This window comes from Synechocystis sp. IPPAS B-1465 (assembly GCF_003015225.1).
Taxonomy (GTDB): domain Bacteria; phylum Cyanobacteriota; class Cyanobacteriia; order Cyanobacteriales; family Microcystaceae; genus Synechocystis.
The window spans coordinates 268,745-289,167 of the sequence record NZ_CP028094.1 but is presented as its reverse complement, the minus strand read 5'-3'; the positions used below and the strand labels follow the sequence as shown (position 1 = coordinate 289,167).

Below are 20,423 nucleotides of genomic sequence, written 5' to 3'. Positions count from 1 at the left end.
AAATAGTTTTCAACGTTAACAACAGCAACTTAAATCCCCCTTGAATAGGATTTGGAATTACCCATGGGTCAGTATTCTGCGGTTCTGTGGCGGCGGGTTTGGGGCATTGCCTTGGTTCAGGGCTCAGTAACTTTGATGTGGATAACTTACCGCCTTTACCTGGGGGACTTGCTCAAGGGCTGGGGATTCTCGCCGGAGTTTGTGGTGGGATTGCTAACCTTTGAAATGGTTTTGGGGGTGGTGATGGAACCTCTCTTTGGGGCCCTGAGCGATCGCCAACAGCAAAATTTAGGCACTCGATTCCCATTAATTTCCTTGGGGGTGATTCTCGCCGCCGGTTTTTTCCTCTTAATTCCCTTAGTATTTTTCCTGCCCATTGCCAACGTAGCTCGGTTCTTACTCCCCAGCCTGGCGATCGCCTGGGCCATAGCTATGACCTTATTTCGTAGTCCCACCATGGTGCTGATTGGTCAATGTGCGCCAACCAACCAACTGCCTTTAGCCATGGGAGTTTTGAGTTTGGTGGGAGGGATAGTTGCTACATTTCGGCAACCGATGGGTAAGTGGTTATTAAGTTTGGGGAGTTTACCAGCTTTTTTACTCGGTTCAGTAGTGCTATTGGGGGCCAGCCTATTTTTAAGTCGAGTTTTACCACCAATTGAAAAGAAAGAGGCAATAAGTCCGGCAACGGTGAGAGCTTTTCCTTGGATTGCCATGGTCAATATTGCTCTATTTGCCATTGGCACCACCTGGGGCACTAGGGTGTTAATGCTAGTTTTAACCAAACAATTGGAGGGAATTAGTAATGGCTTAATGGGTTTGCAATTTCTGTTGGCATTAATGGCCCTACCTGCAGGGTGGTTAATCCGTAAAACAGGTCATCCAGTGGCATCCCTCACCACAGCTTTGGGACTTTTAGTGCTGACTTTGTTCTGTTTGTTAAACGGATTTTGGTTACCGGCGATCGCCTTCTCCTGGTTATTGGGTTCCAGCATTTTAAACAATGGTTTAATTCCTTTGCTACTGGAAATTCTCCAGGGTAATCAGACCGGTGTGGGCATCGGTTTATATTTTGGCTGTGTGGGTCTAGCGGGGGACGTTTTTACCCGTTATTGGTCAACTCAGTCCAGCCAGATGCACGGGGGGTTGGGACTGGCAATGTTGGTAATGTCTACCTTGCTTTGTGCCCGATATTGGCAAGGATTCAGAGTCCCAAACAAAAAAGGAGCAGGAGATTAAATTCCCCCACTCCCCTTTATTTAATTTATTTAAGAAAATCACACAGTAGTCTCAAGTAGTCTGATTAACTCAAAAGACTAGATCACTAGGGTTGAACTTTGACGGTGGCAAAGTCCGTGGTGGGAATGTGGGGAGCAGTTAATGCTTCGGCATAGACCCGGGGATTGGTTTCCGCAATTTGCACGTAGGATTGGCGCACTTGGCTGTTCACCGCTACCGTGGTGGCATCGTAGGTTTGGGTGGCCAACTTGGGATAGAGTCCCACAGCGATGATGGGTAACAGGAAGCAAGCGGCAATGAATACTTCCCGGGGCCGGGCATCATCATAGATGGCATTGCCGGGGAGCACACAACTGGTGCCAAAACAAACCGCTTCTTGGTCAGAATTAGCAGACAGATTGTCCTGCTCCAGATTGCAAGAAGGGGGAATGTTGTTGCCGTAGAAAAGTTGGCGCAACATGGACAACAGGTAAATCGGGGTGAGTACTAAGCCCACAGCTGCCAGGAACACGGTCACCGTTTTAAAAGGAGTGCTGTAAATGTCGCTGGAACTTACGCCGACAAATACTGCCAATTCACTCACAAAACCGCTCATGCCAGGTAAGGCTAAAGAAGCCATAGCACCCATGGTGAAGAGGGCAAAAACCGTGGGCATTACTTTGCCAATGTTACCCATCTGGGCCAAGGAAAGGGTGTGGGTACGGTCGTAGGTAACCCCAGCCAGGAAGAAGAGCACAGCGGCGATTAAACCGTGGGAAAGCATTTGCAACATGGCTCCACTGATGCCCAAATCGGTGAAGGAAGCAATACCGAGGAGCACAAAGCCCATGTGGGAAACGGAGGAGTAGGCCAAGCGGCGCTTCATGTTGTCCTGGGCAAAGGAGGAGAAACCACCGTAGATAATGTTAACTACCCCAAGGATGACCAAAATAGGGGCAAAGTAAACGTGGGCATCTTCCAACAGACCAAGGTTCAAGCGAATTAGGCCGTAACCGCCCATTTTCAGCAGCACCCCAGCCAAAATCATGGATACAGGGGCAGAGGCCTCACCGTGGGCATCGGGTAACCAGGTATGGAAAGGGAAAATGGCTAATTTAACGCCAAAGGCAATAAGTAAACCGGCGTATAAAAACAGTTCTAAGGCGATCGGGTAATCTTTCAGACCCAATTCCGCAATGTCAAAGGTAGTTACATCACCGTAGAAAGCTAAGCCCAGGGCGGCAACCAAAATGAATACGGAGGCGGCGGCGGTGTAGAGCAAAAACTTCATGGCGGCATACTGCCGTTTTTGGCCACCCCAGATACAAACTAGGAGGTAAACCGGTACCAATTCCAGTTCCCACATGATGAACAGTAGGAGCATGTCCTGGGCCACGAACACGCCAATCTGGGCCGCATAAAGCACCAACATTAGGAAGTAGAAGAGGCGGGGCTTATGGTCCACCTGCCAGGCGGCAAAGATGGAAAGGGTGGTAACCAGTCCGGCTAGTAACACTAGGGGCATGGAGATGCCATCCACGGAAACACTCCAACTGAGCCCAAATTGGGGAATCCAGCTAAATTTTTCCTGGAGCTGAAAACCGGTACTGCTGATGTCGTAGTTAGTCCAAAAAACGTAGCTCATCAAAACAAAATCCGCTAGACCCACACCAAGGGCATACCAGCGGACTTGTTTCCCGTCTTTGTCGGGAATTAACGGAATGAAGAGGGCGGCGACTAACGGCAGGGCAATCATCGTTGTCAGCCAGGGGAAGTGTTCCAACATGGTAATAAGAATAAATACCTAGTGATCTTCCTCCGATTATATTAAACTTTGTAAACTTTTGAGAATTTTTTTTGAGATTTTCCCTATAGAAGTCAGAGAATGGGCTCTATCCATGTGAATAAGTTCTTTGACCTAGGTTTTTCCTCGCCTAACCTTGTTAAATTTTTGCCAATTTTCTGGCGATCGCCTGGCGGATCTCTAGGAGATTACCAGTAGAATTCGGCTATGTTTGACAATCTCTGCAAATTCCTCGCTGAATCCTTTTCCGAAGACTATGCCGCCTGGTTACTGGGACGACCCATTAAATTGACTAAGCTGAGTCCGACGGAACTATCTTTGGAGCCAATTCGGGCTGACTCTCTGATTTTGGAGCAATCGGAAGACTTGGTGTTGCATCTGGAATTCCAAACGGAGCCTGACCCCACCATGGGCTTTCGGATGTTGGACTATCGGGTAAGGGTTTATCGCCGTTTCCCCCAGAAGACGATGCACCAATTTGTCATCTACCTGAAACGTAGTAACAATGACTTGGTTTATCAGGATAGTTTTCAGTTGGGAGAGACTGTGCACCGTTACCAAGCGATCCGGCTCTGGGAGCACCCCTCGGAGATATTCCTCCAAAGCCCAGGGCTATTGCCCCTAGCGGTATTGACGCAGACCTCTGACCCTACATTAAAATTGAGGGAAGTGGCGACTGCATTGGAACAGATTGAAGATAATCGAGTTAAGGCAAATCTCATGGCGGCAACCTCTGTTTTTGGAGGAATTCTGCTGACCCCTGAGCTGATCAAGACAATTCTAAGGAGTGAAATTATGAAGGAATCCGCTGTTTATCAGGAAATTCTACAGGAAGGGGAACAAAGAGGCTTACTTAAAGGCAAATTAGAAGGAAGGCTGGAGGCAAAACTAGAAACTATACCTTTGTTGAAAAAATTGGGGTTGACAATCGCCGAAATTGCCAAGGAGTTAGATATTGATGTTGAACTGGTTAATCGGTTTGTTGCTAACCAAAACAACTAAAATTTGATACGGTTATCGGTTAGCACGTCCTTTGGTGGATCTATGGCGATCGCCTTTAGGATTTTAAAAGGCTAAACCGCGGTAAATGACATCTACGGCAAAGCTCAAACCAATGCTTTTCAGTTCCAGGCGATCACTGGCCTGATAATTGAGGATTAACCAATCACCGTCATCATTTTTGTGATAGAGATCAATTTCCACACTGGTGGAGCTGACCAAAAGATAGTCCTGCAACATGGGATTATGGGCATAGAGCCGAAATTTGCCACCCCGGTCATAGGCTTCGGTACTGGGGGATAAAACCTCCACAACCAGGCAGGGATAGGTAATAAATTGTGTTGACTTCCGATCCCTTGGATCACAGGTGACGCTGACATCGGGACAGGTGTAGTTTTGGGTGTTGACAATCTGAATTTTTAAATCTGAATTACCTATTTCGCAATCACCGCCATCAAGATGATTACAAAATAAAGTCGATAGGCGGACACTAATGACACTGTGGTTTTTACTGCCGCCCCCCATGGCATAGATCTGCCCATCAAAATATTCGTGCTTCTCCCTCTGCCGTTCTTCCCATTGCAAATATTCCTCTGGGCTAAGTTTGGGAAATGGGGCAGATGGGGAGTGAGCAATCATGGTGGGTTATTGATTGAAAATTAATCATCGAAATGACTGACGATCGCCTGGGCAAACTCGGAGCATTTTAGGGGTTTATCCACCTTCGGTTCCATTAACCGGGCTAAATCGTAGGTAACTTCCCGATTGGCGATCGCCGCTCCGATACCTTTTTTAATCAGATCAGCGGCCTCCTGCCAGCCCATAAATTCCAGCATCATTACGCCGGAAAGGATCACAGAGCCGGGGTTGATCCGGTCTAAACCAGCATGTTTGGGGGCAGTGCCGTGGGTGGCTTCAAAAATGGCTGCACTATCCCCAATGTTAGCTCCGGGGCCCATGCCCAAACCTCCCACCACAGCGGCGGCGGCATCGGAAAGGTAATCCCCGTTCAAATTCATGGTCGCCAGAATGGAATACTCATCGGGGCGGGTTTGGATCTGTTGGAAAATACTATCGGCAATGCGGTCATTGACCATGACTTTTTCTTTCCACTGGCCATTACCATGGGATTCCCAAATGGAATTTAAAACCTGCTCCACTTCTTGTTTAATGACCGCTTGTTTTTCTTCGGTCAAAGTGTCATAACCGGGGTCAATCATGTGGGCGTTGGCCTCAATGGTTAAGTCCGGATTACTTTCCTTATTGCCCAAAATCCAAGATTCCCGTTCCGTAACGCATTCCGCCCGAAATTCCGTCGTAGCCAACTCGTAACCCCAATCCCGAAACGCCCCTTCGGTGAACTTCATAATGTTGCCCTTATGGACCAACGTCACCATCTGTTTTGCTTTCGGCAAGCGCAATGCATGGAGAATAGCCCGCCGCACCAACCGTTGGGAACCAGTCTTACTAATCGGTTTAATACCAATGCCAGAGTCGAGGCGAATTTGTTTTTTGCCCAAAGCTGGAGTTGTGGGAATCAGTTCATCGTTAAGGTAAGCGATTAACTTTTTCGCCCCTTCCGTACCTTCCGCCCATTCAATGCCTAGGTAAATATCTTCCGTATTTTCCCGATAAACGATAATGTCTAATTTTTCCGGGGTTTTGTGGGGAGACGGAGTACCGGGATAGTAACGACAGGGCCGCACACAGGTGTAGAGGTCAAAAATTTGTCTCAGGGCCACGTTTAGGGAACGGATACCACCGCCCACCGGGGTTGTGAGAGGCCCTTTGATGGCTACCCCATACTCCTTAATCGCTGTTAAAGTGTCTTCCGGTAAATACTGATAAGTGCCGTACAATTCACAGGCTTCGTCCCCGGCATAGACTTTGAACCAGTTGATTTTCCTCTCGCCGCCATAGGCCTTGGCGATCGCTGCATTGATGACTAATTCCGTAGCGGGCCAAATATCAACCCCGGTGCCGTCCCCCCGGATGTAGGGAATAATCGGATCGTTGGGTACTACGGGCTTACCTGCAACAAAGGTGATTTTTGACCCAACGCTGGGGGGCTGAAGTTTTTCGTACATAGCAAATTGTCATTGAAAAAACGGCACGGAGCAGATCATAATCCTTTCTGGAGGCTCTGATTGCATTGGCTGTTACGAAATTTTTATCCCATTGCGGAACTGAAAATCACTCCACTAGTAAGGAGAATTTCTATAACAGACCCTAGGTTCTTCTATTTGGTTATCTTCATGCTTGCATGAGTGGAGAGAAAATCAATAAAGTATTGCCAATTGTACATACATTTGTTAAACTGGGGGCATGAATCCAAAAATTGATGGGTTTGAGTGGGATGAAGGCAACGAACAAAAATGCCAGAAACACGGATTGACCAAAGCTGACATTGAAGCGTTTTTCAAAAATCAAGTTTGGATTGCGCCAGATGTTAAACACTCTCTCCAAGAAGAAAGGTTTCTCGCTGTTGGTTATTCTGATTCTGGCAGGCCCATGTTTGTCGTCTTTACCTTACGTATTCAGGATGAAAACACTCTATTGCGCCCTATCAGTGCCCGTTATATGCATCAAGGAGAAGTACAAAAATATGAACAAGCCTTTACCAAAAATGAACAGTGATCAAGAAGCAGAAGATCTTTTGGAGCAGGATTTGACAGACTATTTAGTCCCAGAGAACTTTACCAAGACAACTTTTGAGTTTGCCCCTAAGGACAAAAGTATTACCCTGCGCTTGTCATCGGAGCTTTTGACTGCGGTTAAAAATACCGCTAGCGCTCAAGGAATGAATTACCAAAAGTACATCAGGGAGGTTTTGGAACAATCGGTACTTCGCCCTTAAATTAGCCCCAACTTTACATCAGTACCATGGCGAGTTAAAAAGAAACTTGACCAATCTGGAAATTGGATGAGTAATTCCCTATTAACCCAACCGACTCAGGAGAGCGTACAGCAAATTTTTGCCCGCATTGCGCCCCAGTATGATGACCTCAACACATTTTTGAGTTTTGGCCAGCACCATATTTGGAAGGCCATGGCGGTGAAGTGGAGCGGCGTATCACCTGGCGATCGCCTGTTGGACGTGTGTTGTGGCAGTGGGGATTTGGCTTTCCAGGGGGCAAAAGTGGTGGGCACTAGGGGAAAAGTTGTTGGACTAGATTTTTGTGCAGAATTATTGGCGATCGCCGCTGGGAAACATAAAAGTAAATATGCCCATTTGCCCATGCAATGGCTGCAAGGAGATGCCCTGGCATTACCCTTCTCTGACAATGAATTTGACGGAGCTACTATGGGTTACGGCCTCCGGAATGTGGGCAATATTCCCCAAGCGCTGACGGAGTTGCAACGGGTGCTCAAACCGGGTAAGAAAGTGGCCATCCTGGATTTTCACCAGCCAGGTAATGCTCTGGCGGCCAACTTTCAGCGTTGGTACCTGGCTAATGTGGTGGTGCCCATGGCCAAACAATGGCGGTTAACTGAAGAGTACGCCTATCTGCAACCCAGTTTGGACCGCTTTCCCACTGGCCCTAAACAAGTACAATTTGCCCTAGAAGTCGGGTTTGCCAAAGCTGTCCACTATCCCATCGCCGCTGGTTTAATGGGGGTTTTAGTGGCGGAAAAATAGGTACAGAATTAGTTTGATTTGCCAAAAGTTGGTGAACCGATCAAACAATGCCTGTAAAATTTGATGTCGATCAATTGCTGGCGATCGCCTAATCGCGCTATTGGTAAGAGTAGCGGAGGTGTCATTATGTTCAAAACCATTTTATTTCCCCTAGACCGGAGCCGAGAAGCAAGGGATGCGGCCCAGATGGTGGCGGATTTAGTCAAAATCCACCAAAGCCAGTTAATTCTGCTGTCAGTGGTGGAAAAAAATCCCCCCGGCCAAGACCACGAAGCCCATGGCATGGATTCCCCGGAAGCGGTGGCTAAATTACTGGAGGCGGCCCAGGCGGTTTTTTCCCAACAGGGCATTGCCACCAAAACCATTGAACGGGAAGGCATGGCTTCTTTCACCATCTGTGACGTGGCCGATGAGGTGAATGCTGACCTAATCGTGATGGGCTGTCGGGGTTTGGGTCTCACCACCGAAGGAGTGGCGGAAAGTGTCACTGCTAGGGTAATTAATCTTTCCCCCTGCCCAGTGCTGGTGGTGCCCTAGGGTCAGGGCAAAATTCCCATGGCGGAAATCAGTGACCCTGGGAACGGGGATTGGCTCGATCAAGCTTGGCAGGAAGACCATGGCCAACCTATATCCCTGGCCCGCCCGGATATCCTCTCTGGGTTAAAGGTCATTGCCCCTGCCTGTACCGACTCCACCAACCAAATACTCTGGGATTTACGACATCAGGGTTATCACCCGCCCCTAGTGGCGATCGCCAGGGAACAAACCGCTGGCCGGGGGCAATGGGGTCGGACTTGGCAGTCTCCTCCGGGGGGATTGTACCTATCTCTGTGGTTAGCCACTGATTTACCAATCAGTTATGGTCCCCATCTAGTTCTATGGAGTGCCTGGGGCATTGCCCACGCGCTGATTCAGCACGGTATTCCAGTGCAAGTTAAATGGCCCAATGACCTGTTATTGAAGGGGAAAAAATTAGCTGGCATTAAAACCGAAAGCAAAATCAATGGGAACAGAATCACCGCCGCCATCATTGGGGTGGGCATTAACTGGACTAACCCAGTACCAGCCACTGGCATTGCCCTAGGGCCCTTTTGTGAAGCGGAATCAATCCAGAGTATCAACAGTCTGACGGATTTAGCTGAAATTACCCTGGCGGGGCTCACCCTTGGTTGGCATCGTTACCAAAGAGAAGGCATTGCAGGCATTTTGGTAGATTATCTCCAATTATTTGCCCATCGGGGCCGGGAAATTAGCCTAACCCAGGGAGTTGGCATAATTGAATCCGTCACCGCCCAGGGAGAATTGGTGGTGCTGATTGGTCAACGACGGGAAATAATCCTCCCCGGCACCGTCAGTCTGGACTACGATCACGCCGGATAACGGCTAAAATACTTACAAGTCAACGCCTATGCCCCCACCATGAACCGACGCAACACCGAATTGGCCAATCCCATTCCCCAGGCCGCCTTGCGGGCCTCCGTAGACTTGACCACCTGGGGCAATATCGGCTTTTGGGTGCAGATTGTTTTGGGAGCCTTTTCCGTAGTCACGTTTTTGTTTGCTGGTTTTAGTCTAAGTGGCCCCAACCGCACTACAGGTATTGAAGCGGGCATCCTTTCAGCCTTTATTTCCATTGTCCTGTTGGGGTTTGGCATTTTCTTTTCCACTCGCTACCGTCGCTTAGGGCGTAACCTCAAGGACTCGGAGGCCACTAAGCATCCCCGCCGGGCCGATATTCTCAAACTGATTCGTATTGGCTTAATCATCAACTTAGTGGGCATGGGTACCGCCATCATTGGGGGAGCGGCCATGAGTGGCATTGTGTTGGGGAAAGCCCTCAGTGTACCACCGGGAACCTTTGCCTCCGCCGCTGACCCCAACCGCTTTGTTCAGTCTACGGATCTCCTCGCTATTCAGGCCAACATCAACACCATCATTGCCCACTTCACTGGTTTGTTGTCGTCCCTGTGGTTGCTAGACCGTCTGAACAAGTAATTTTTAAACGCACTGTGTTGTTGCCATCCTCATCCAGGGGCACTTCAATCACTTCCTGGGTGAGACTTTCAATAGCCGTCAACAGGGAACGCAGGTTGGGGGTACTAGCTCCGGTGTCCACATAGAGGCGATCGGACAAAGTCGCTAAACGCTTCCAGGTGGTGAACAGTTTACCTACGGATTGTTCTAGTTGGGTGGCCTGTTTGAGCAAATCCGCCGCAGTGTTGAGGCAATCCAACCGTAGGGCTTCCTGTAAAGCCAGTTCCATATCCAGCGGAAAAGCTTTCAGGGTTTGCACCTTGGCCGCCGCATCCAAATATTTAGACAAATTACGGGCGGAAGTGGTGAGATATTTAACCGTGTCCACATCGGGGGAGGCGATCGCCTCTTCCTGGAGGGCTTGCAAATGGGTTTCTGGTACTTTTTCTAGTTCCTTCACCAGGGGGGCTAAGTGTCGGGGGGAGACGGTGCCATCGGTGGCTTTTTCCTTGAGCACATCGGGCAAGAGTTCCGAGCTCATGGCAGTCCACTCATCGGCCAACTGCTTCACTTCCCGTCGGGTAATGCGATCGCCGTTATGGGCCGCATCACTGACTAACTTTTGCACCTCCGGATCAGCCTTAGCGGTTTCCACAAAGGCCCGTTTGCTGAAATTGTTGATGGAATTGGGGTCTAATTGTCCTTCAGTGATTAAAGTATCGGCACTATTGGCCAGCTGAATGAGGGCATAGGCCTGGGCTTTGGAAATTTCCCGTTGCTTGAGCCAATTTAAAAAGCCAGTGCCCCGACCTTCACCACCAATTTTTTCTCGGTCCCGCACCGCCCGGAGAATGCGACCCCGCCAGATTTCCGTTTGCAGATCAAAGCGCTCACACAGTTGCCAAAAATCCTCCAACTGTTGCTGAAACTCGTGCTCTTGGATCTCTTCGTCCGCAGGATCGGGCAGTGCAAAGTTAATGTCAGCGGGAATTTCCAGCGCGGCGGTAATGGCTTCAGGGGAAGGCGCAAGCTCAACCATAGGGCTAATCTTTAATCTGGTTAATGTTTGGGGACAGCAGAGCAACTGCTTAGGGAAAGCAATGATTGCCAAAGCCTTACCAAGCTATCACAAGGGGGAGATCTTCCTGGTCGGTCGTCCCAAAATAGGGCTAAGACAGTCCTATCAGGGGTTAATTTTGCGGACTCTCCAGGGGAGGCAATTCTGATTCCGTCGACAAAGGAGACTCAACCCTAGGGGCAGGGGGAGCGACGGGGGTAAGGGGAACCGGGGAAGGTTGGTTAAAACTGCGCCATTCCTGCAAAAAGCTTTGGGCACTGTTATAGGCGGCGCTTTCAGCCGGAATTTGCTGGAGGGCACGGATAGCCTGCTGGTAGTTACCAGACTGGGCTTGTTCCTGGGCTAGGGATAAAATTTGATAGCTCCAATTGTTGACCAACTGCAACCTTTGACCACCAACATCGCTACTACGGGGGACTTGGCGAATCAGTTGCACCGCCTGGCCAAGGGAATCCACGGTTCGGGAAGATGCCAATTCCTGGGCCCTCCTCAGGTTGTTTTGGGCGTTAATTTCTGCTTGCCAACGGCTAATTTGCAGACGGGCTTCCCCGGACAGGGCCCGGTTTCCTTCTATTTGACGGGCGGTACTAATGGCCGCTTCATAATTTTGGGCATTGGCCAAGGCGATCGCCTGGTCGAGGATGGGTTGGTCAATGCGACGCTGGATGGTGGCCTGCCATTGATTAATGCTTTGGCGGGCTTCGGAATATAAAGCTCGGCCCCTGCCAATCCGTTCCGCTTGCTGAATAGCCTGTTCTAGATTGCCCCCATTAGCCAATTCCCTTGCCTGCCGCAAAATCGGCCGGTCTTCATCAATTTGGATGCGCTCTGTCCAGTTGGCAATGTCCCGGGCCGCTTCTTGATGACGGGGGTTATCCGGGGTAATTAATTTGGCTTGGGCGATCGCCTGGTTGAGGGCGCTGACGGTCCCAATTTCAGCGGTGTTGCGGGCCTGGGCCAACTGTTGTAGAGCAGTTTCTTCCTGACGCCAATCCTTAACCAGTTCCTGGGCGAGGGCATAGTAGGGGCGACTACTATCCGTCAACTTTTCTGCGGTGGTAATGGCCAATCCTAAACCTTCCACTGTGCCCATTTGAGCTTCCAAACCGGCTGTGGCGAGAATTTGCCAATCATTTAAATCTTGGGCGGGAAAGTAAGATTCCGGCAAACGACTCAGGGTACTGTTCAAAGTTTGCCAATCTTGACCCTCAATCATGGTTTCAATGGAGCCGGTTAATTTATCCACCGCTTGGGCGATTAATTTCTGCGCTTCTTGGTAGGCGTAGCTATCTTTGGGAATTTTGGCCGCATCTTCGATCGCCTTGAGCCAATTATCCGTACCTCCCCGGCGCAGAATGCGATAGGCATTGTCTAATTTACTACTTTCCTCCTGGGCAATTTGAATATTGCGGATAGCTTGGTCGTATTTGGTGGTAGCCCAAAAGGTGTTATCCAGATTCAACAAACGCACCGCATTGCGAAAGGCACTATTCCAACGGGAATTGCGTAGATCATTTTCCACTTCGCCATAGATGGTTTCCCCTTCCTGCCAAAGGCCCCGCCAAGCGGCAATCCTTTCCTCCACCAAGTCGTAGGCCTGCACATGGTCGGGAATTTTCTCCGCTGCGGCGATCGCCTCTTCCAGTAGTCCTTTTTGGAAAAAATCCTCGGCCAAATCCAATAAATCCGTGGCCCAGGCTTCAATATTACGGTTCACCTCCACCGCCAGGGGATGATCCTTGGGCAAGGCTGCCAAAAGATTAATGGCCCGCAACAGCCCATCAACGGTTTTTTCTTCCGCCGATAACTGGGCACAGTAAAGCCGCATGGACGCCGAAGCCACCGGCCAAAACACCCGGTTACATTGGGGACTTTTGGGCAAAACCAACAACCAATTGGTGGAAGCCAGACCGATTCCCCCCGACATCAAAATCAGAAAAATCGCCCAAAACTGAAGGGGCAACCGTTGCAGTGGCAGACCAGACTGGAAATAGCGGGCAATAGGGAGGTTAAAGGTCTTATTCATCTGCAATTACAGGGGAAAAACTAGTCAGCTACGGCCACCTAGGCGATCGCCAGCTAGGGTCAAACAAAACCGAGTTACTAATTGGCACCACATTTTTTCTGGCCAATCTTAACATTACTTGACCTGAGAGGATTTTAACCCAGAGATGGCGCTAGGCTGGGGTCAGACTGCTTTGCCCCGGCCATTTTCTGAGGAGGCAACCCGGTCAAAGTTAACCGTACTCCTAAAGTTAGCAATGGGGCACAGCGCCATGGTTTTCTGCAAAAAAGCTTTTCTCACCATTGGTGCTGTTAATTTTGCTGAAGTGGTGGCTTTTTATCAATCTCTTCTGGAACAAGAACCCCAGCCCTACTCCCCCGGACGTTATGGTGAATTTCAGTTGCCAGGGATGGTATTGGCAATTTTTTCCCCCCACCCAGACCATGCCCAGGAATTTTCCTGTTCTGACCGTAGTGGCTTTAGCCTTTGTTTAGAAGTGGCTGATTTACCCACGGCGATCGCCAGCATTGGTAAGTTCCATCTCCCTATCGCTGAAAACAACATTACCTATGCCAGCCACGGGCGAGAAATTTATCTTTATGATCCAGCGGGAAATCGTCTCATTCTCCACGAAAATTGTTAGGGCTTGTTTAGAAAATGGCTTGAAGTTGAGCCCAACCAGGCGATCGCCAATTTGAAAAAAGGCATCGGGCAAAACTGAGGTTACACTGTGGAAGACCGCCCATCTTTCCTTCCCTAACCCAGGCCAATGGTGCTATCTACCGTCAACCTTACCCTGATTGAAGAACTGGCCGCCCAAGCCCTGGCCCTGGAAGATTTGACTCCTGAGCAGGGTTTGCTACTCTTGCAATGTGATGATCCCGGAGGTTGGGAGGTGATCCGGCAATACGGCGATCGCCTACGGCGGAAATTGGTAGGGGAAACGGTCACCTATGTGGTCAATCGCAACATTAATTTCACCAATATTTGCGAGCAACATTGTAATTTTTGCGCTTTTCGTCGGGATGACGGACAAACGGGAGCCTACTGGTTAACCGACTCGGAAATTTTCAACAAAACTAAGGGCGCAGTGGCCCAGGGAGCAACGGAAATTTGTCTCCAGGGGGGGTTAAATCCCCAGGCAAAAATTAATGGTTCCAGCTTGGCCTATTACGTCAACTTAGTCGAAACCATCAAGGGACAATTTCCCCAGCTCCATCTCCACGGCTTTTCTCCCCAGGAAATTCAATTTATCGCCCGCCAGGATGGTTTGACCTATGGAGAAGTGTTAATGGCCCTCAAATTCTCTGGGTTGGATTCCTTACCCGGCACGGCAGCAGAAGTATTGGTGGACCGGGTAAGGCGTATTATTTGCCCGGAAAAAATCGATAGTCAGACTTGGTTGGAGATCATCGGTTTAGCCCATCGCCACGGTTTACCCACCACCAGTACCCTCATGGCAGGGCACGTTGAAACCCCAGAGGAGATTATTACCCACCTCGATCGCCTACGCCAAAGGCAACAAACAAGTCTAGCCCAAGGTTATGCCGCCAGTATTACTGAATTTATCCTCCTGCCCTTTGTGGGGGAAAAAGCGCCCCCTAGCCTGAGGAAAAGGGTCGGCAGAGACCAGCCGGATTTAGATCAAGCCCTACAAATTATGGCGATTGCCCGTTTGTATCTAGGAAAATGGATTGTCAATCACCAACCAAGCTGGGTCAAACTGGGGCTGACGGGAGCCACCACCGCTTTGGAATGGGGCTGTAATGATTTGGGCGGAACCCTGATGGAAGAACACATCACCACCATGGCCGGGGCTAAAGGGGGAACCTGTCTGACCGCCACCCAACTGCAGAATGCCATCATCTCCACTGGTCGCCCCTATCAACAACGCACTACCCTCTATGAACATCTCAACGCGAATTTAAATAAAATTGGACTAAAATAAATCCTGAGGAAGTTTAAGCAGGTAATTACCTAATTTCCACCTTCCTCTTCCCTTTGTTTGAGTTAGCTACAGCGGATCTTTACCTGGATTAGCAAGATTGGCATTAGTAATTTCCATGAATCGATCAAATCCTACTCCTCTCACTGCCCGCTTTGGTGATGCTCTGGTATTGGCCAACCAACTACACGCCGAACAATGCCGCAAAGGTTCCCGGGTGCCCTACATCAGTCATTTGTTGGGGGTGACAGCCCTGGTATTGGAAATGGGAGGCAGTGAAGATGAGGCGATCGCCGCTTTGCTCCATGATGCAGTGGAAGACCAAGGGGGCATGGAAACCCTGGCCATGATCGAAAATCAATTTGGCCGAACGGTGGCGGCTTTAGTCCGAGACTGTTCAGACAGTACCACCACACCCAAGCCTCCCTGGGAACAACGAAAGCAAGAACATTTGGAAAAAATGCGTCAGGCTTCCCTAGCGGTGCTGAAAATTTCCTTGGCAGATAACCTCCACAATGCCCGCACCATCGCCATTGATTTACGTCGCCATGGAGATGAAATTTGGCAAAAGTTTAATCGGGGTAAATCCGGCATTCTTTGGTACTATCAATCCATCTGGAGCATTTACCAAGACCGTAACCCCAATGCTTGGTCCAATGAGTTGATTGATATCATCGACGGCTGGCGCTATGGCAAATTGTGATGATTTTTAGCAAAAGTATTGTAGATAAAGAATCATGAAAATGGCTAAATCAACCGTCACTTACTGGAACCCGTTAACTTCAAACAATCAAAACGAGTGGCATCCCATCGAAGGTCTTGAAGGCATGGCCAAAGAAATAACACTGAGTATCGATGGTGAAACAGGTGAATATACCCGTTTAACCCGCTTTTTTCCCAAGGCCGACACAACACCGTTGGGAAGCAAAAGTCATGACTATCCCGAAGAGGTATTTATCGTGAGCGGTCGCCTATATGATTAAGCCTTTGAGATGTGGTTAGAAACCGGCCACTATGCTAGCAGACCCCCCGGCGAAATTCATGGGCCTTTTAAAACAGAGGAAGGATGTGTGGTTCTTGAAGTGTCTTTCCCAAACAAAATAGGTAATCCGCCCAATGCCTAACTGGGGCGGTGAATGATGTTGGTTCACTCCTCAGCATGGTCGAAAAGAAAATATTGATTCCTGCCTGCCTGCTTTGCACAATACAAAGCTTGGTCTGCTTGTTTGAGCAAGGTTTCCTTGCTACTGGCAAATCTAGAATGGGCTACAGCGATGCCAATGCTACAGGTGACATTGCCGGCCAGATCAACTGCGTGGTGGGAAATATTTCTGGTTTGTAGGGCAGTTTTAATTCTTTGGGCAATGGCGATCGCCCCGAACTGGTCTACCTCCGGCAAGACTAAGACAAACTCTTCCCCTCCGTAACGGGCGACAAAATCAGATCCTGGTTGACGGATACAGCATTGCAATATTTGGGCAATCTCCGCGAGGCAAATGTCTCCCTGACTGTGGCCATAATGGTCGTTATAGAGCTTGAAATGGTCCACATCCACCATCATCACCGTTAGACTCTTGCCCCTCCCCAGGAAAATCTGCCATTCTTCAGCAAATTGTTGCTCAAAATAACGACGGTTAGGGATACGGGTTAGACCGTCAATGTGGGCTAATTTATTAAGTTCAATATTGGCCAATTCCAAGGATTTGTTAGCAGCAGCCAACTTGTCAGTTCTTTTCTGCACTTCATTTTCTAAATTTTTTACTGCCCGGGAGAGGGATTGTTGGGCAATTTTCTTTTCTTGAATAATAGCGGAGAAAAACAATGCTGTCATGGAAATGACCGCCGTAAACAGTTGGAGAAATATAATCGAGTTATTGCCGGAATCTTGGTTGAATAAACCTTGGCCTTGGGCAGTGGCAAAAATAGCAAAAAAAGCAAAGAAAGCAACAAAAATACTGGCAAAGAAGTCACCAAAATGAAAGACCACAAATAGAATTAGTGGCAAAAACATGTAGGCGACGGGGAAGGAATGATAAAACGATAGAAACCAAACCAAAAAAGTTAAAACAAGGGAGATAACTAGCTTAGTGTTGAAAAAATGATGACGACGAAAATGATAAAATCGAATATTAATTAACACTGGTGTGAAGACAATAATTGCCAGCACACTATTGGACCACCAAGTTATCCAGGAATAGAAAAAGTTTTCCCGAGCAATAATGCCCATTAAAAGTAAAGTGGTAACACCAATAACCGCAGACAAAAACGGACCAATTATGGCCCCCTGAACAAACGCAAGGGTGGTGGAAACCCTTTGGAATGGATTGAGGATAGCCAACGGTTCTTGTATGCTGTCACTGTCTTTGATAATGGTCACAGATTCCTTTTGGGCAACTGATATCAGTTTATTTTTTAGCCAGAGATCCCCTATAAAGGGCTGAAGAGTATTGGCAAAGGCAAAAGCTGTTTCCAAGACCAGAAATTGAGCAATACTAGGGGGCGGATCAAAGGTAGAAAGTACTGAAACTAAACCCAACACTGAGCCAAGAATAATGCCGGGGGTAACCCAATGACCAAAGTGAAAAAACACACCAAAGGTGAGGGCAGAAGGAAACCAAACAGGGGAAATTCTTCCCGGCAATAGAGTGCTAACTAACTGGTCGCTCAGCCTAATTCCTACAACATAAAACAGAGCTACCAGAAGATTTAAAAGAATATTATGTAGGAGGGGATTCTGCCAAAAACTCGCACTGCCACTGCCCTTAATCCAGCGAACCAGTTCATGACGATGAATCGGAGCCCAGTAATCCTGTCTGGCCATAATTGCACTGCCCCCACAGCCTAAAATTTCCCGACGCTTCAGTGTGTCAATTCGTCGAGGGCCTTGTGGTATAGCACCCGACATTAGAGTAAGTATAGGCCTAATTGCTTAGACTTTTTATCTGTTCTAAAAAGACTGGAGCAAATTTAGGGAAAATTGTGTAGGCGGACTGAAAAAACAAAGCCGAAGATGGGATTTGAACCCACGGCCAACTGATTACGAATCAGCTACTCTACCACTGAGCTACTTCGGCGCAACCTAATTCCACTGCAAAATGATAACATTTTCTGTACCAGCTTTCCTGGGGAGAATTTATGCCGCCATTGGTCGTTGCACATTTGGGGCCAAGGGGAACCAACACGGAAACCGTCGCCCTGGTTTATGGGGAACAGCATCAGGAGCGCACTGGGCAGGCGGTGGAGTTTTTTCCCTGTCCCAGCATTGGCAAAACCCTGGAGGCGGCGGCCCAACGCTTGGTGGATGTGGCGATCGTGCCGGTGGAGAATTCGACGGAAGGAGGCATTGCCATTACCCTGGACTGCCTTTGGGCGGCGGAAAATTTAAAAATACAACAGGAATTAGTGCTGCCCATTACCCATGTTTTGCTCAGCCGGGGAAAACTTTTGGCGGATTTAACCAAGGTTGTGTCCCATCCCCAAGCCCTGGGGCAATGCCAGAAATGGTTGGGGGCTCATCTTCCCCAGGTAAGTTTGGTGCCGGCCAATTCCACCACTGAAGCGATTCAGATTATTGGTGATGACCCCACAGCGGCGGCGATCGCCTCTCCTAGGGCCGCCACCCTATTCGATCTTTCTGTACTACAAACGGACATTCAAGATTATCCTGACAATTGCACTCGCTTCTGGGCGATCAGTTCAGAGGGTTATCTTGCTGGAAGCCATACCACCCTTGCCTTTAGTGTTCCCCGCAATGTGCCCGGAGCCCTAGTAGCTCCCCTGCAACTCCTGGCCCAGAGGAATATTAACCTGAGTCGCATTGAATCCCGCCCCACCAAAAGGTCTTTGGGGGAATATGTTTTTTTTATGGATTTAGAAGCCAGCCAAACGGAACCCAGACTCCAGGAAGCCCTAGAAAAGCTCAAACAATACACAGAAGTGCTTAAAATTTTTGGCAGCTACCCCACAAAAGTCCTACAATTGGCAGACCTCCAGCATTTCCATCCACCAGGCTGGTCCAGCCCGTCTTAATTCCTAACCCTAGCCCTTAGTTGATTTTTCCAATCTTGTTATGAGTGATTCCCTCACCGCCATCAAAGCATTACTGGGTTCGGATAATTTTAGTGATAAAGTCCGGGGCTTGAATCAATTGCGGGCCCTGGAGCCGGCCGAAGCTTTTCCCCTGCTGAAACCTTTGGTTAACGATGCCAATCCCCGCATCCGCTATGCCGCTGTTAGTCAACTGGATCCGGTGGGTAAAGCCGATTTGGAACAATCATTGCAACTCCTGCGCGATCGGCTGTTTAACGATCCGGAAATTGATGTGCAATCGGTGGCCGCCGACGTGATTGGGGGGCTAAAATTAACCGCCGCCTACCCTGACTTGCAAAAAGCCTACGAAGAAACTCCTGAATGGCTCTTGCAGATGAGCATTGTGGCCACCCTGGGGGAAATGGGCGATCGCCGGGGCTTCGACCTGCTGAAAATCGCCCTTGATTCTGAGAATAGCTTGATTAGAACGGCGGCCATCAGTGCGTTGGGAGAATTGGGCAACCCGGAAGCCCTACCTCTGCTTGCCTCCTTAGTACAAGACGAAGACTGGCAAGTGCGCTATCGTTTAGCCCTGGCGGTGGGTCATCTAGAACATCCCGATCGCCAAAGCCTACTGCAACAGTTGGCTCAGGATCAGGTGGAACAGGTGGCCAACACAGCTCAGGAATTATTGACCGCCTAGGCTAAGTTAAGCTGGAAGGTCCCTTGAAAATGCCTGGGTTTATTTATGTTTTTCAGTGTTGTCATTCCCACCTATAATCGTCTGCCGATCCTGGAAAAATGCCTACGGGCCCTGGAACAACAAACCTTTGACGAAACCTTAATTTCAGGCTACGAAATTGTGGTGGTGGATGACGGCTCCACCGATGGCACCCTAGCCTGGCTAGATGGACATTGCCAGGGATTTCCCCATGTCCGAACCTGGGAACAGGACCACCAGGGGCCCGCTGCCGCCCGGAATCTTGGGGTTAAGGAAGCCGCCGGGGACACCATCATTTTTATTGACAGTGATTTGGTGGTGACGGACATTTTTCTCCAAGCCCATGCCGAAGGTTTACAACGGGGCCAAAAACAATACAATTCAGACCGGGTTTTTACCTATGGGGCCGTGGTCAATACCTGTAACTTTGACTCTCCCCAATCGGAACCCTACAAACTCACTGATTATTCCGCCGCCTTCTTTGCCACTGGCAACGTGGCGATCGCCAAGCAATGGTTACTAGAAGCAGGCTTATTTGACACTGGCTTTCAACTGTATGGCTGGGAAGATTTGGAATTGGGAGTCAGACTGAAAAATTTAGGTCTAAAACTCGTTAAATGCCCCCGGGCAGTGGGCTATCATTGGCATCCTCCCTTCAGTTTGCAACAAATCCCCAAATTAATCGACCAGGAAATACAACGGGGGCGTATGGGGGTTTTATTTTACCAAAAACATCCCACCTGGGAAGTGCGGCTGATGATTCAAATGACTCGGCTCCATTGGTTTCTATGGGGATTACTCTCCTTAGGGGGACGCTTGAATGAAAAAACAATGGCCCCACTCCTCCAATGGCTCATTGACCATGATCGCCCCCAACTAGCCCTAGAAATTGCCCGAATTTTCCTCAATTGGTATAACGTTCAAGGGGTATATGCCGCCTTTGCAGAAAGTCAAAGCTCCCATTAAAGCAAGTTGAAGTAATGCAAATCTAATAGGTTTGGCAACGTTTG

General features: G+C 49.0%; 21 protein-coding genes and 1 tRNA gene. 15 read left to right on the top strand and 7 right to left on the bottom strand.

What is annotated here, in order from left to right; all coding sequences use genetic code 11:
* Positions 1 to 63 precede the first annotated feature (63 nt).
* On the top strand, positions 64 to 1,239 hold the full coding sequence (locus C7I86_RS01375; protein ID WP_010871469.1) for an MFS transporter: 1,176 nt from the start codon (positions 64 to 66) through the stop codon (positions 1,237 to 1,239).
* 85 nt (positions 1,240 to 1,324) lie between these two features.
* On the opposite strand, the gene C7I86_RS01370 is transcribed toward C7I86_RS01375, so the two are convergent.
* Entirely contained in the window at positions 1,325 to 3,004 is a 1,680-nt protein-coding gene (locus C7I86_RS01370; RefSeq protein ID WP_010871468.1) for an NAD(P)H-quinone oxidoreductase subunit 4, read from the bottom strand.
* Positions 3,005 to 3,229: 225 nt separating this feature from the next.
* Here C7I86_RS01370 and C7I86_RS01365 point away from each other — a divergent pair, with 225 nt between their 5' ends.
* The gene (locus C7I86_RS01365; RefSeq protein WP_010871467.1) at positions 3,230 to 4,024 is read left to right on the top strand and encodes an Rpn family recombination-promoting nuclease/putative transposase; all 795 of its coding nucleotides are present in this window, start codon (positions 3,230 to 3,232) and stop codon (positions 4,022 to 4,024) included.
* A gap of 63 nt (positions 4,025 to 4,087) precedes the next feature.
* Here the strand turns inward: C7I86_RS01365 and C7I86_RS01360 are convergent, their stop codons facing one another.
* Both C7I86_RS01360 and C7I86_RS01355 read right to left on the bottom strand, forming a co-directional pair.
* Positions 4,088 to 4,660, bottom strand: coding sequence for a Uma2 family endonuclease (locus C7I86_RS01360; RefSeq protein WP_010871466.1), 573 nt, complete (start codon positions 4,658 to 4,660; stop codon positions 4,088 to 4,090).
* Between the two features lie 20 nt (positions 4,661 to 4,680).
* Complete coding sequence (locus C7I86_RS01355; protein WP_010871465.1) at positions 4,681 to 6,108, bottom strand: NADP-dependent isocitrate dehydrogenase; 1,428 nt, start codon at positions 6,106 to 6,108, stop codon at positions 4,681 to 4,683.
* A gap of 238 nt (positions 6,109 to 6,346) precedes the next feature.
* Here C7I86_RS01355 and C7I86_RS19020 point away from each other — a divergent pair, with 238 nt between their 5' ends.
* The 6 genes from C7I86_RS19020 to C7I86_RS01325 all read left to right on the top strand — a co-directional run bounded on the left by C7I86_RS19020 (position 6,347) and on the right by C7I86_RS01325 (position 9,656).
* Positions 6,347 to 6,658: a BrnT family toxin gene (locus C7I86_RS19020; protein ID WP_041425764.1), complete on the top strand. Its 312-nt coding sequence runs from the start codon at positions 6,347 to 6,349 to the stop codon at positions 6,656 to 6,658.
* Entirely contained in the window at positions 6,627 to 6,878 is a 252-nt protein-coding gene (locus C7I86_RS19015) for a CopG family antitoxin (RefSeq protein WP_041425763.1), read from the top strand. Before C7I86_RS19020 ends, C7I86_RS19015 begins: the two co-directional genes overlap by 32 nt.
* Positions 6,879 to 6,944: 66 nt before the next feature.
* Complete coding sequence (ubiE, locus tag C7I86_RS01340; protein WP_010871463.1) at positions 6,945 to 7,661, top strand: bifunctional demethylmenaquinone methyltransferase/2-methoxy-6-polyprenyl-1,4-benzoquinol methylase UbiE; 717 nt, start codon at positions 6,945 to 6,947, stop codon at positions 7,659 to 7,661.
* 63 nt (positions 7,662 to 7,724) lie between these two features.
* Positions 7,725 to 8,198 (top strand): universal stress protein, encoded by a 474-nt coding sequence (locus C7I86_RS01335; protein ID WP_010871462.1) that lies wholly within the window; start codon positions 7,725 to 7,727, stop codon positions 8,196 to 8,198.
* Positions 8,199 to 8,216: 18 nt separating this feature from the next.
* Positions 8,217 to 9,041 (top strand): biotin--[acetyl-CoA-carboxylase] ligase, encoded by an 825-nt coding sequence (locus tag C7I86_RS01330; RefSeq protein ID WP_010871461.1) that lies wholly within the window; start codon positions 8,217 to 8,219, stop codon positions 9,039 to 9,041.
* 39 nt (positions 9,042 to 9,080) lie between these two features.
* Entirely contained in the window at positions 9,081 to 9,656 is a 576-nt protein-coding gene (locus C7I86_RS01325; RefSeq protein WP_010871460.1) for a DUF3611 family protein, read from the top strand.
* On the opposite strand, the gene C7I86_RS01320 is transcribed toward C7I86_RS01325, so the two are convergent.
* Positions 9,607 to 10,674 carry a hypothetical protein gene (locus C7I86_RS01320; RefSeq protein WP_010871459.1) on the bottom strand — a complete coding sequence of 356 codons (1,068 nt, stop codon included), beginning with the start codon at positions 10,672 to 10,674 and terminating at the stop codon, positions 9,607 to 9,609. The two genes, C7I86_RS01325 and C7I86_RS01320, sit on opposite strands and share 50 nt — an antisense overlap.
* Before the next feature lie 151 nt (positions 10,675 to 10,825).
* Positions 10,826 to 12,739 carry a hypothetical protein gene (locus tag C7I86_RS01315; RefSeq protein ID WP_010871458.1) on the bottom strand — a complete coding sequence of 638 codons (1,914 nt, stop codon included), beginning with the start codon at positions 12,737 to 12,739 and terminating at the stop codon, positions 10,826 to 10,828.
* A gap of 235 nt (positions 12,740 to 12,974) precedes the next feature.
* On the opposite strand from C7I86_RS01315, the gene C7I86_RS01310 reads away from it, so the two are divergent.
* The 4 genes from C7I86_RS01310 to C7I86_RS19010 all read left to right on the top strand — a co-directional run bounded on the left by C7I86_RS01310 (position 12,975) and on the right by C7I86_RS19010 (position 15,646).
* Complete coding sequence (locus C7I86_RS01310; protein ID WP_223211326.1) at positions 12,975 to 13,361, top strand: VOC family protein; 387 nt, start codon at positions 12,975 to 12,977, stop codon at positions 13,359 to 13,361.
* A 126-nt stretch (positions 13,362 to 13,487) separates the two neighbouring features.
* Positions 13,488 to 14,666, top strand: a complete 1,179-nt coding sequence (gene cofH, locus C7I86_RS01305) for a 7,8-didemethyl-8-hydroxy-5-deazariboflavin synthase subunit CofH (RefSeq protein ID WP_010871456.1) — start codon at positions 13,488 to 13,490, stop codon at positions 14,664 to 14,666.
* Between the two features lie 115 nt (positions 14,667 to 14,781).
* Complete coding sequence (locus C7I86_RS01300; protein WP_010871455.1) at positions 14,782 to 15,366, top strand: HD domain-containing protein; 585 nt, start codon at positions 14,782 to 14,784, stop codon at positions 15,364 to 15,366.
* 40 nt (positions 15,367 to 15,406) lie between these two features.
* The gene (locus tag C7I86_RS19010) at positions 15,407 to 15,646 is read left to right on the top strand and encodes a hypothetical protein (RefSeq protein ID WP_223211325.1); all 240 of its coding nucleotides are present in this window, start codon (positions 15,407 to 15,409) and stop codon (positions 15,644 to 15,646) included.
* A gap of 164 nt (positions 15,647 to 15,810) precedes the next feature.
* Here the strand turns inward: C7I86_RS19010 and C7I86_RS01290 are convergent, their stop codons facing one another.
* The gene (locus C7I86_RS01290) at positions 15,811 to 17,484 is read right to left on the bottom strand and encodes an MASE1 domain-containing protein (protein ID WP_020861399.1); all 1,674 of its coding nucleotides are present in this window, start codon (positions 17,482 to 17,484) and stop codon (positions 15,811 to 15,813) included.
* A gap of 181 nt (positions 17,485 to 17,665) precedes the next feature.
* Positions 17,666 to 17,737, bottom strand: a tRNA-Thr gene (locus tag C7I86_RS01285).
* A 61-nt stretch (positions 17,738 to 17,798) separates the two neighbouring features.
* On the opposite strand from C7I86_RS01285, the gene pheA reads away from it, so the two are divergent.
* The 3 genes from pheA to C7I86_RS01270 are packed head-to-tail and all read left to right on the top strand — an operon-like array spanning position 17,799 to position 20,379.
* Positions 17,799 to 18,692 (top strand): prephenate dehydratase, encoded by an 894-nt coding sequence (gene pheA / locus C7I86_RS01280; RefSeq protein WP_010871453.1) that lies wholly within the window; start codon positions 17,799 to 17,801, stop codon positions 18,690 to 18,692.
* Between the two features lie 40 nt (positions 18,693 to 18,732).
* Complete coding sequence (gene nblB, locus C7I86_RS01275) at positions 18,733 to 19,395, top strand: phycobilisome degradation protein NblB (protein WP_010871452.1); 663 nt, start codon at positions 18,733 to 18,735, stop codon at positions 19,393 to 19,395.
* Positions 19,396 to 19,440: 45 nt separating this feature from the next.
* Positions 19,441 to 20,379, top strand: coding sequence for a glycosyltransferase family 2 protein (locus tag C7I86_RS01270; RefSeq protein WP_010871451.1), 939 nt, complete (start codon positions 19,441 to 19,443; stop codon positions 20,377 to 20,379).
* Positions 20,380 to 20,423 lie beyond the last annotated feature (44 nt).

Bases quoted from the DNA above. Each gene is read 5' to 3' on its own strand.
- C7I86_RS01375 (WP_010871469.1), top strand. From the start codon at position 64: ATGGGTCAGTATTCTGCGGTTCTGTGGCGGCGGGTTTGGGGCATTGCC.
- C7I86_RS01370 (WP_010871468.1), bottom strand. From the start codon at position 3,004: ATGTTGGAACACTTCCCCTGGCTGACAACGATGATTGCCCTGCCGTTA.
- C7I86_RS01365 (WP_010871467.1), top strand. From the start codon at position 3,230: ATGTTTGACAATCTCTGCAAATTCCTCGCTGAATCCTTTTCCGAAGAC.
- C7I86_RS01360 (WP_010871466.1), bottom strand. From the start codon at position 4,660: ATGATTGCTCACTCCCCATCTGCCCCATTTCCCAAACTTAGCCCAGAG.
- C7I86_RS01355 (WP_010871465.1), bottom strand. From the start codon at position 6,108: ATGTACGAAAAACTTCAGCCCCCCAGCGTTGGGTCAAAAATCACCTTT.
- C7I86_RS19020 (WP_041425764.1), top strand. From the start codon at position 6,347: ATGAATCCAAAAATTGATGGGTTTGAGTGGGATGAAGGCAACGAACAA.
- C7I86_RS19015 (WP_041425763.1), top strand. From the start codon at position 6,627: ATGAACAAGCCTTTACCAAAAATGAACAGTGATCAAGAAGCAGAAGAT.
- ubiE (WP_010871463.1), top strand. From the start codon at position 6,945: ATGAGTAATTCCCTATTAACCCAACCGACTCAGGAGAGCGTACAGCAA.
- C7I86_RS01335 (WP_010871462.1), top strand. From the start codon at position 7,725: ATGTCGATCAATTGCTGGCGATCGCCTAATCGCGCTATTGGTAAGAGT.
- C7I86_RS01330 (WP_010871461.1), top strand. From the start codon at position 8,217: ATGGCGGAAATCAGTGACCCTGGGAACGGGGATTGGCTCGATCAAGCT.
- C7I86_RS01325 (WP_010871460.1), top strand. From the start codon at position 9,081: ATGAACCGACGCAACACCGAATTGGCCAATCCCATTCCCCAGGCCGCC.
- C7I86_RS01320 (WP_010871459.1), bottom strand. From the start codon at position 10,674: ATGGTTGAGCTTGCGCCTTCCCCTGAAGCCATTACCGCCGCGCTGGAA.
- C7I86_RS01315 (WP_010871458.1), bottom strand. From the start codon at position 12,739: ATGAATAAGACCTTTAACCTCCCTATTGCCCGCTATTTCCAGTCTGGT.
- C7I86_RS01310 (WP_223211326.1), top strand. From the start codon at position 12,975: ATGGGGCACAGCGCCATGGTTTTCTGCAAAAAAGCTTTTCTCACCATT.
- cofH (WP_010871456.1), top strand. From the start codon at position 13,488: ATGGTGCTATCTACCGTCAACCTTACCCTGATTGAAGAACTGGCCGCC.
- C7I86_RS01300 (WP_010871455.1), top strand. From the start codon at position 14,782: ATGAATCGATCAAATCCTACTCCTCTCACTGCCCGCTTTGGTGATGCT.
- C7I86_RS19010 (WP_223211325.1), top strand. From the start codon at position 15,407: ATGGCTAAATCAACCGTCACTTACTGGAACCCGTTAACTTCAAACAAT.
- C7I86_RS01290 (WP_020861399.1), bottom strand. From the start codon at position 17,484: ATGGCCAGACAGGATTACTGGGCTCCGATTCATCGTCATGAACTGGTT.
- pheA (WP_010871453.1), top strand. From the start codon at position 17,799: ATGCCGCCATTGGTCGTTGCACATTTGGGGCCAAGGGGAACCAACACG.
- nblB (WP_010871452.1), top strand. From the start codon at position 18,733: ATGAGTGATTCCCTCACCGCCATCAAAGCATTACTGGGTTCGGATAAT.
- C7I86_RS01270 (WP_010871451.1), top strand. From the start codon at position 19,441: ATGTTTTTCAGTGTTGTCATTCCCACCTATAATCGTCTGCCGATCCTG.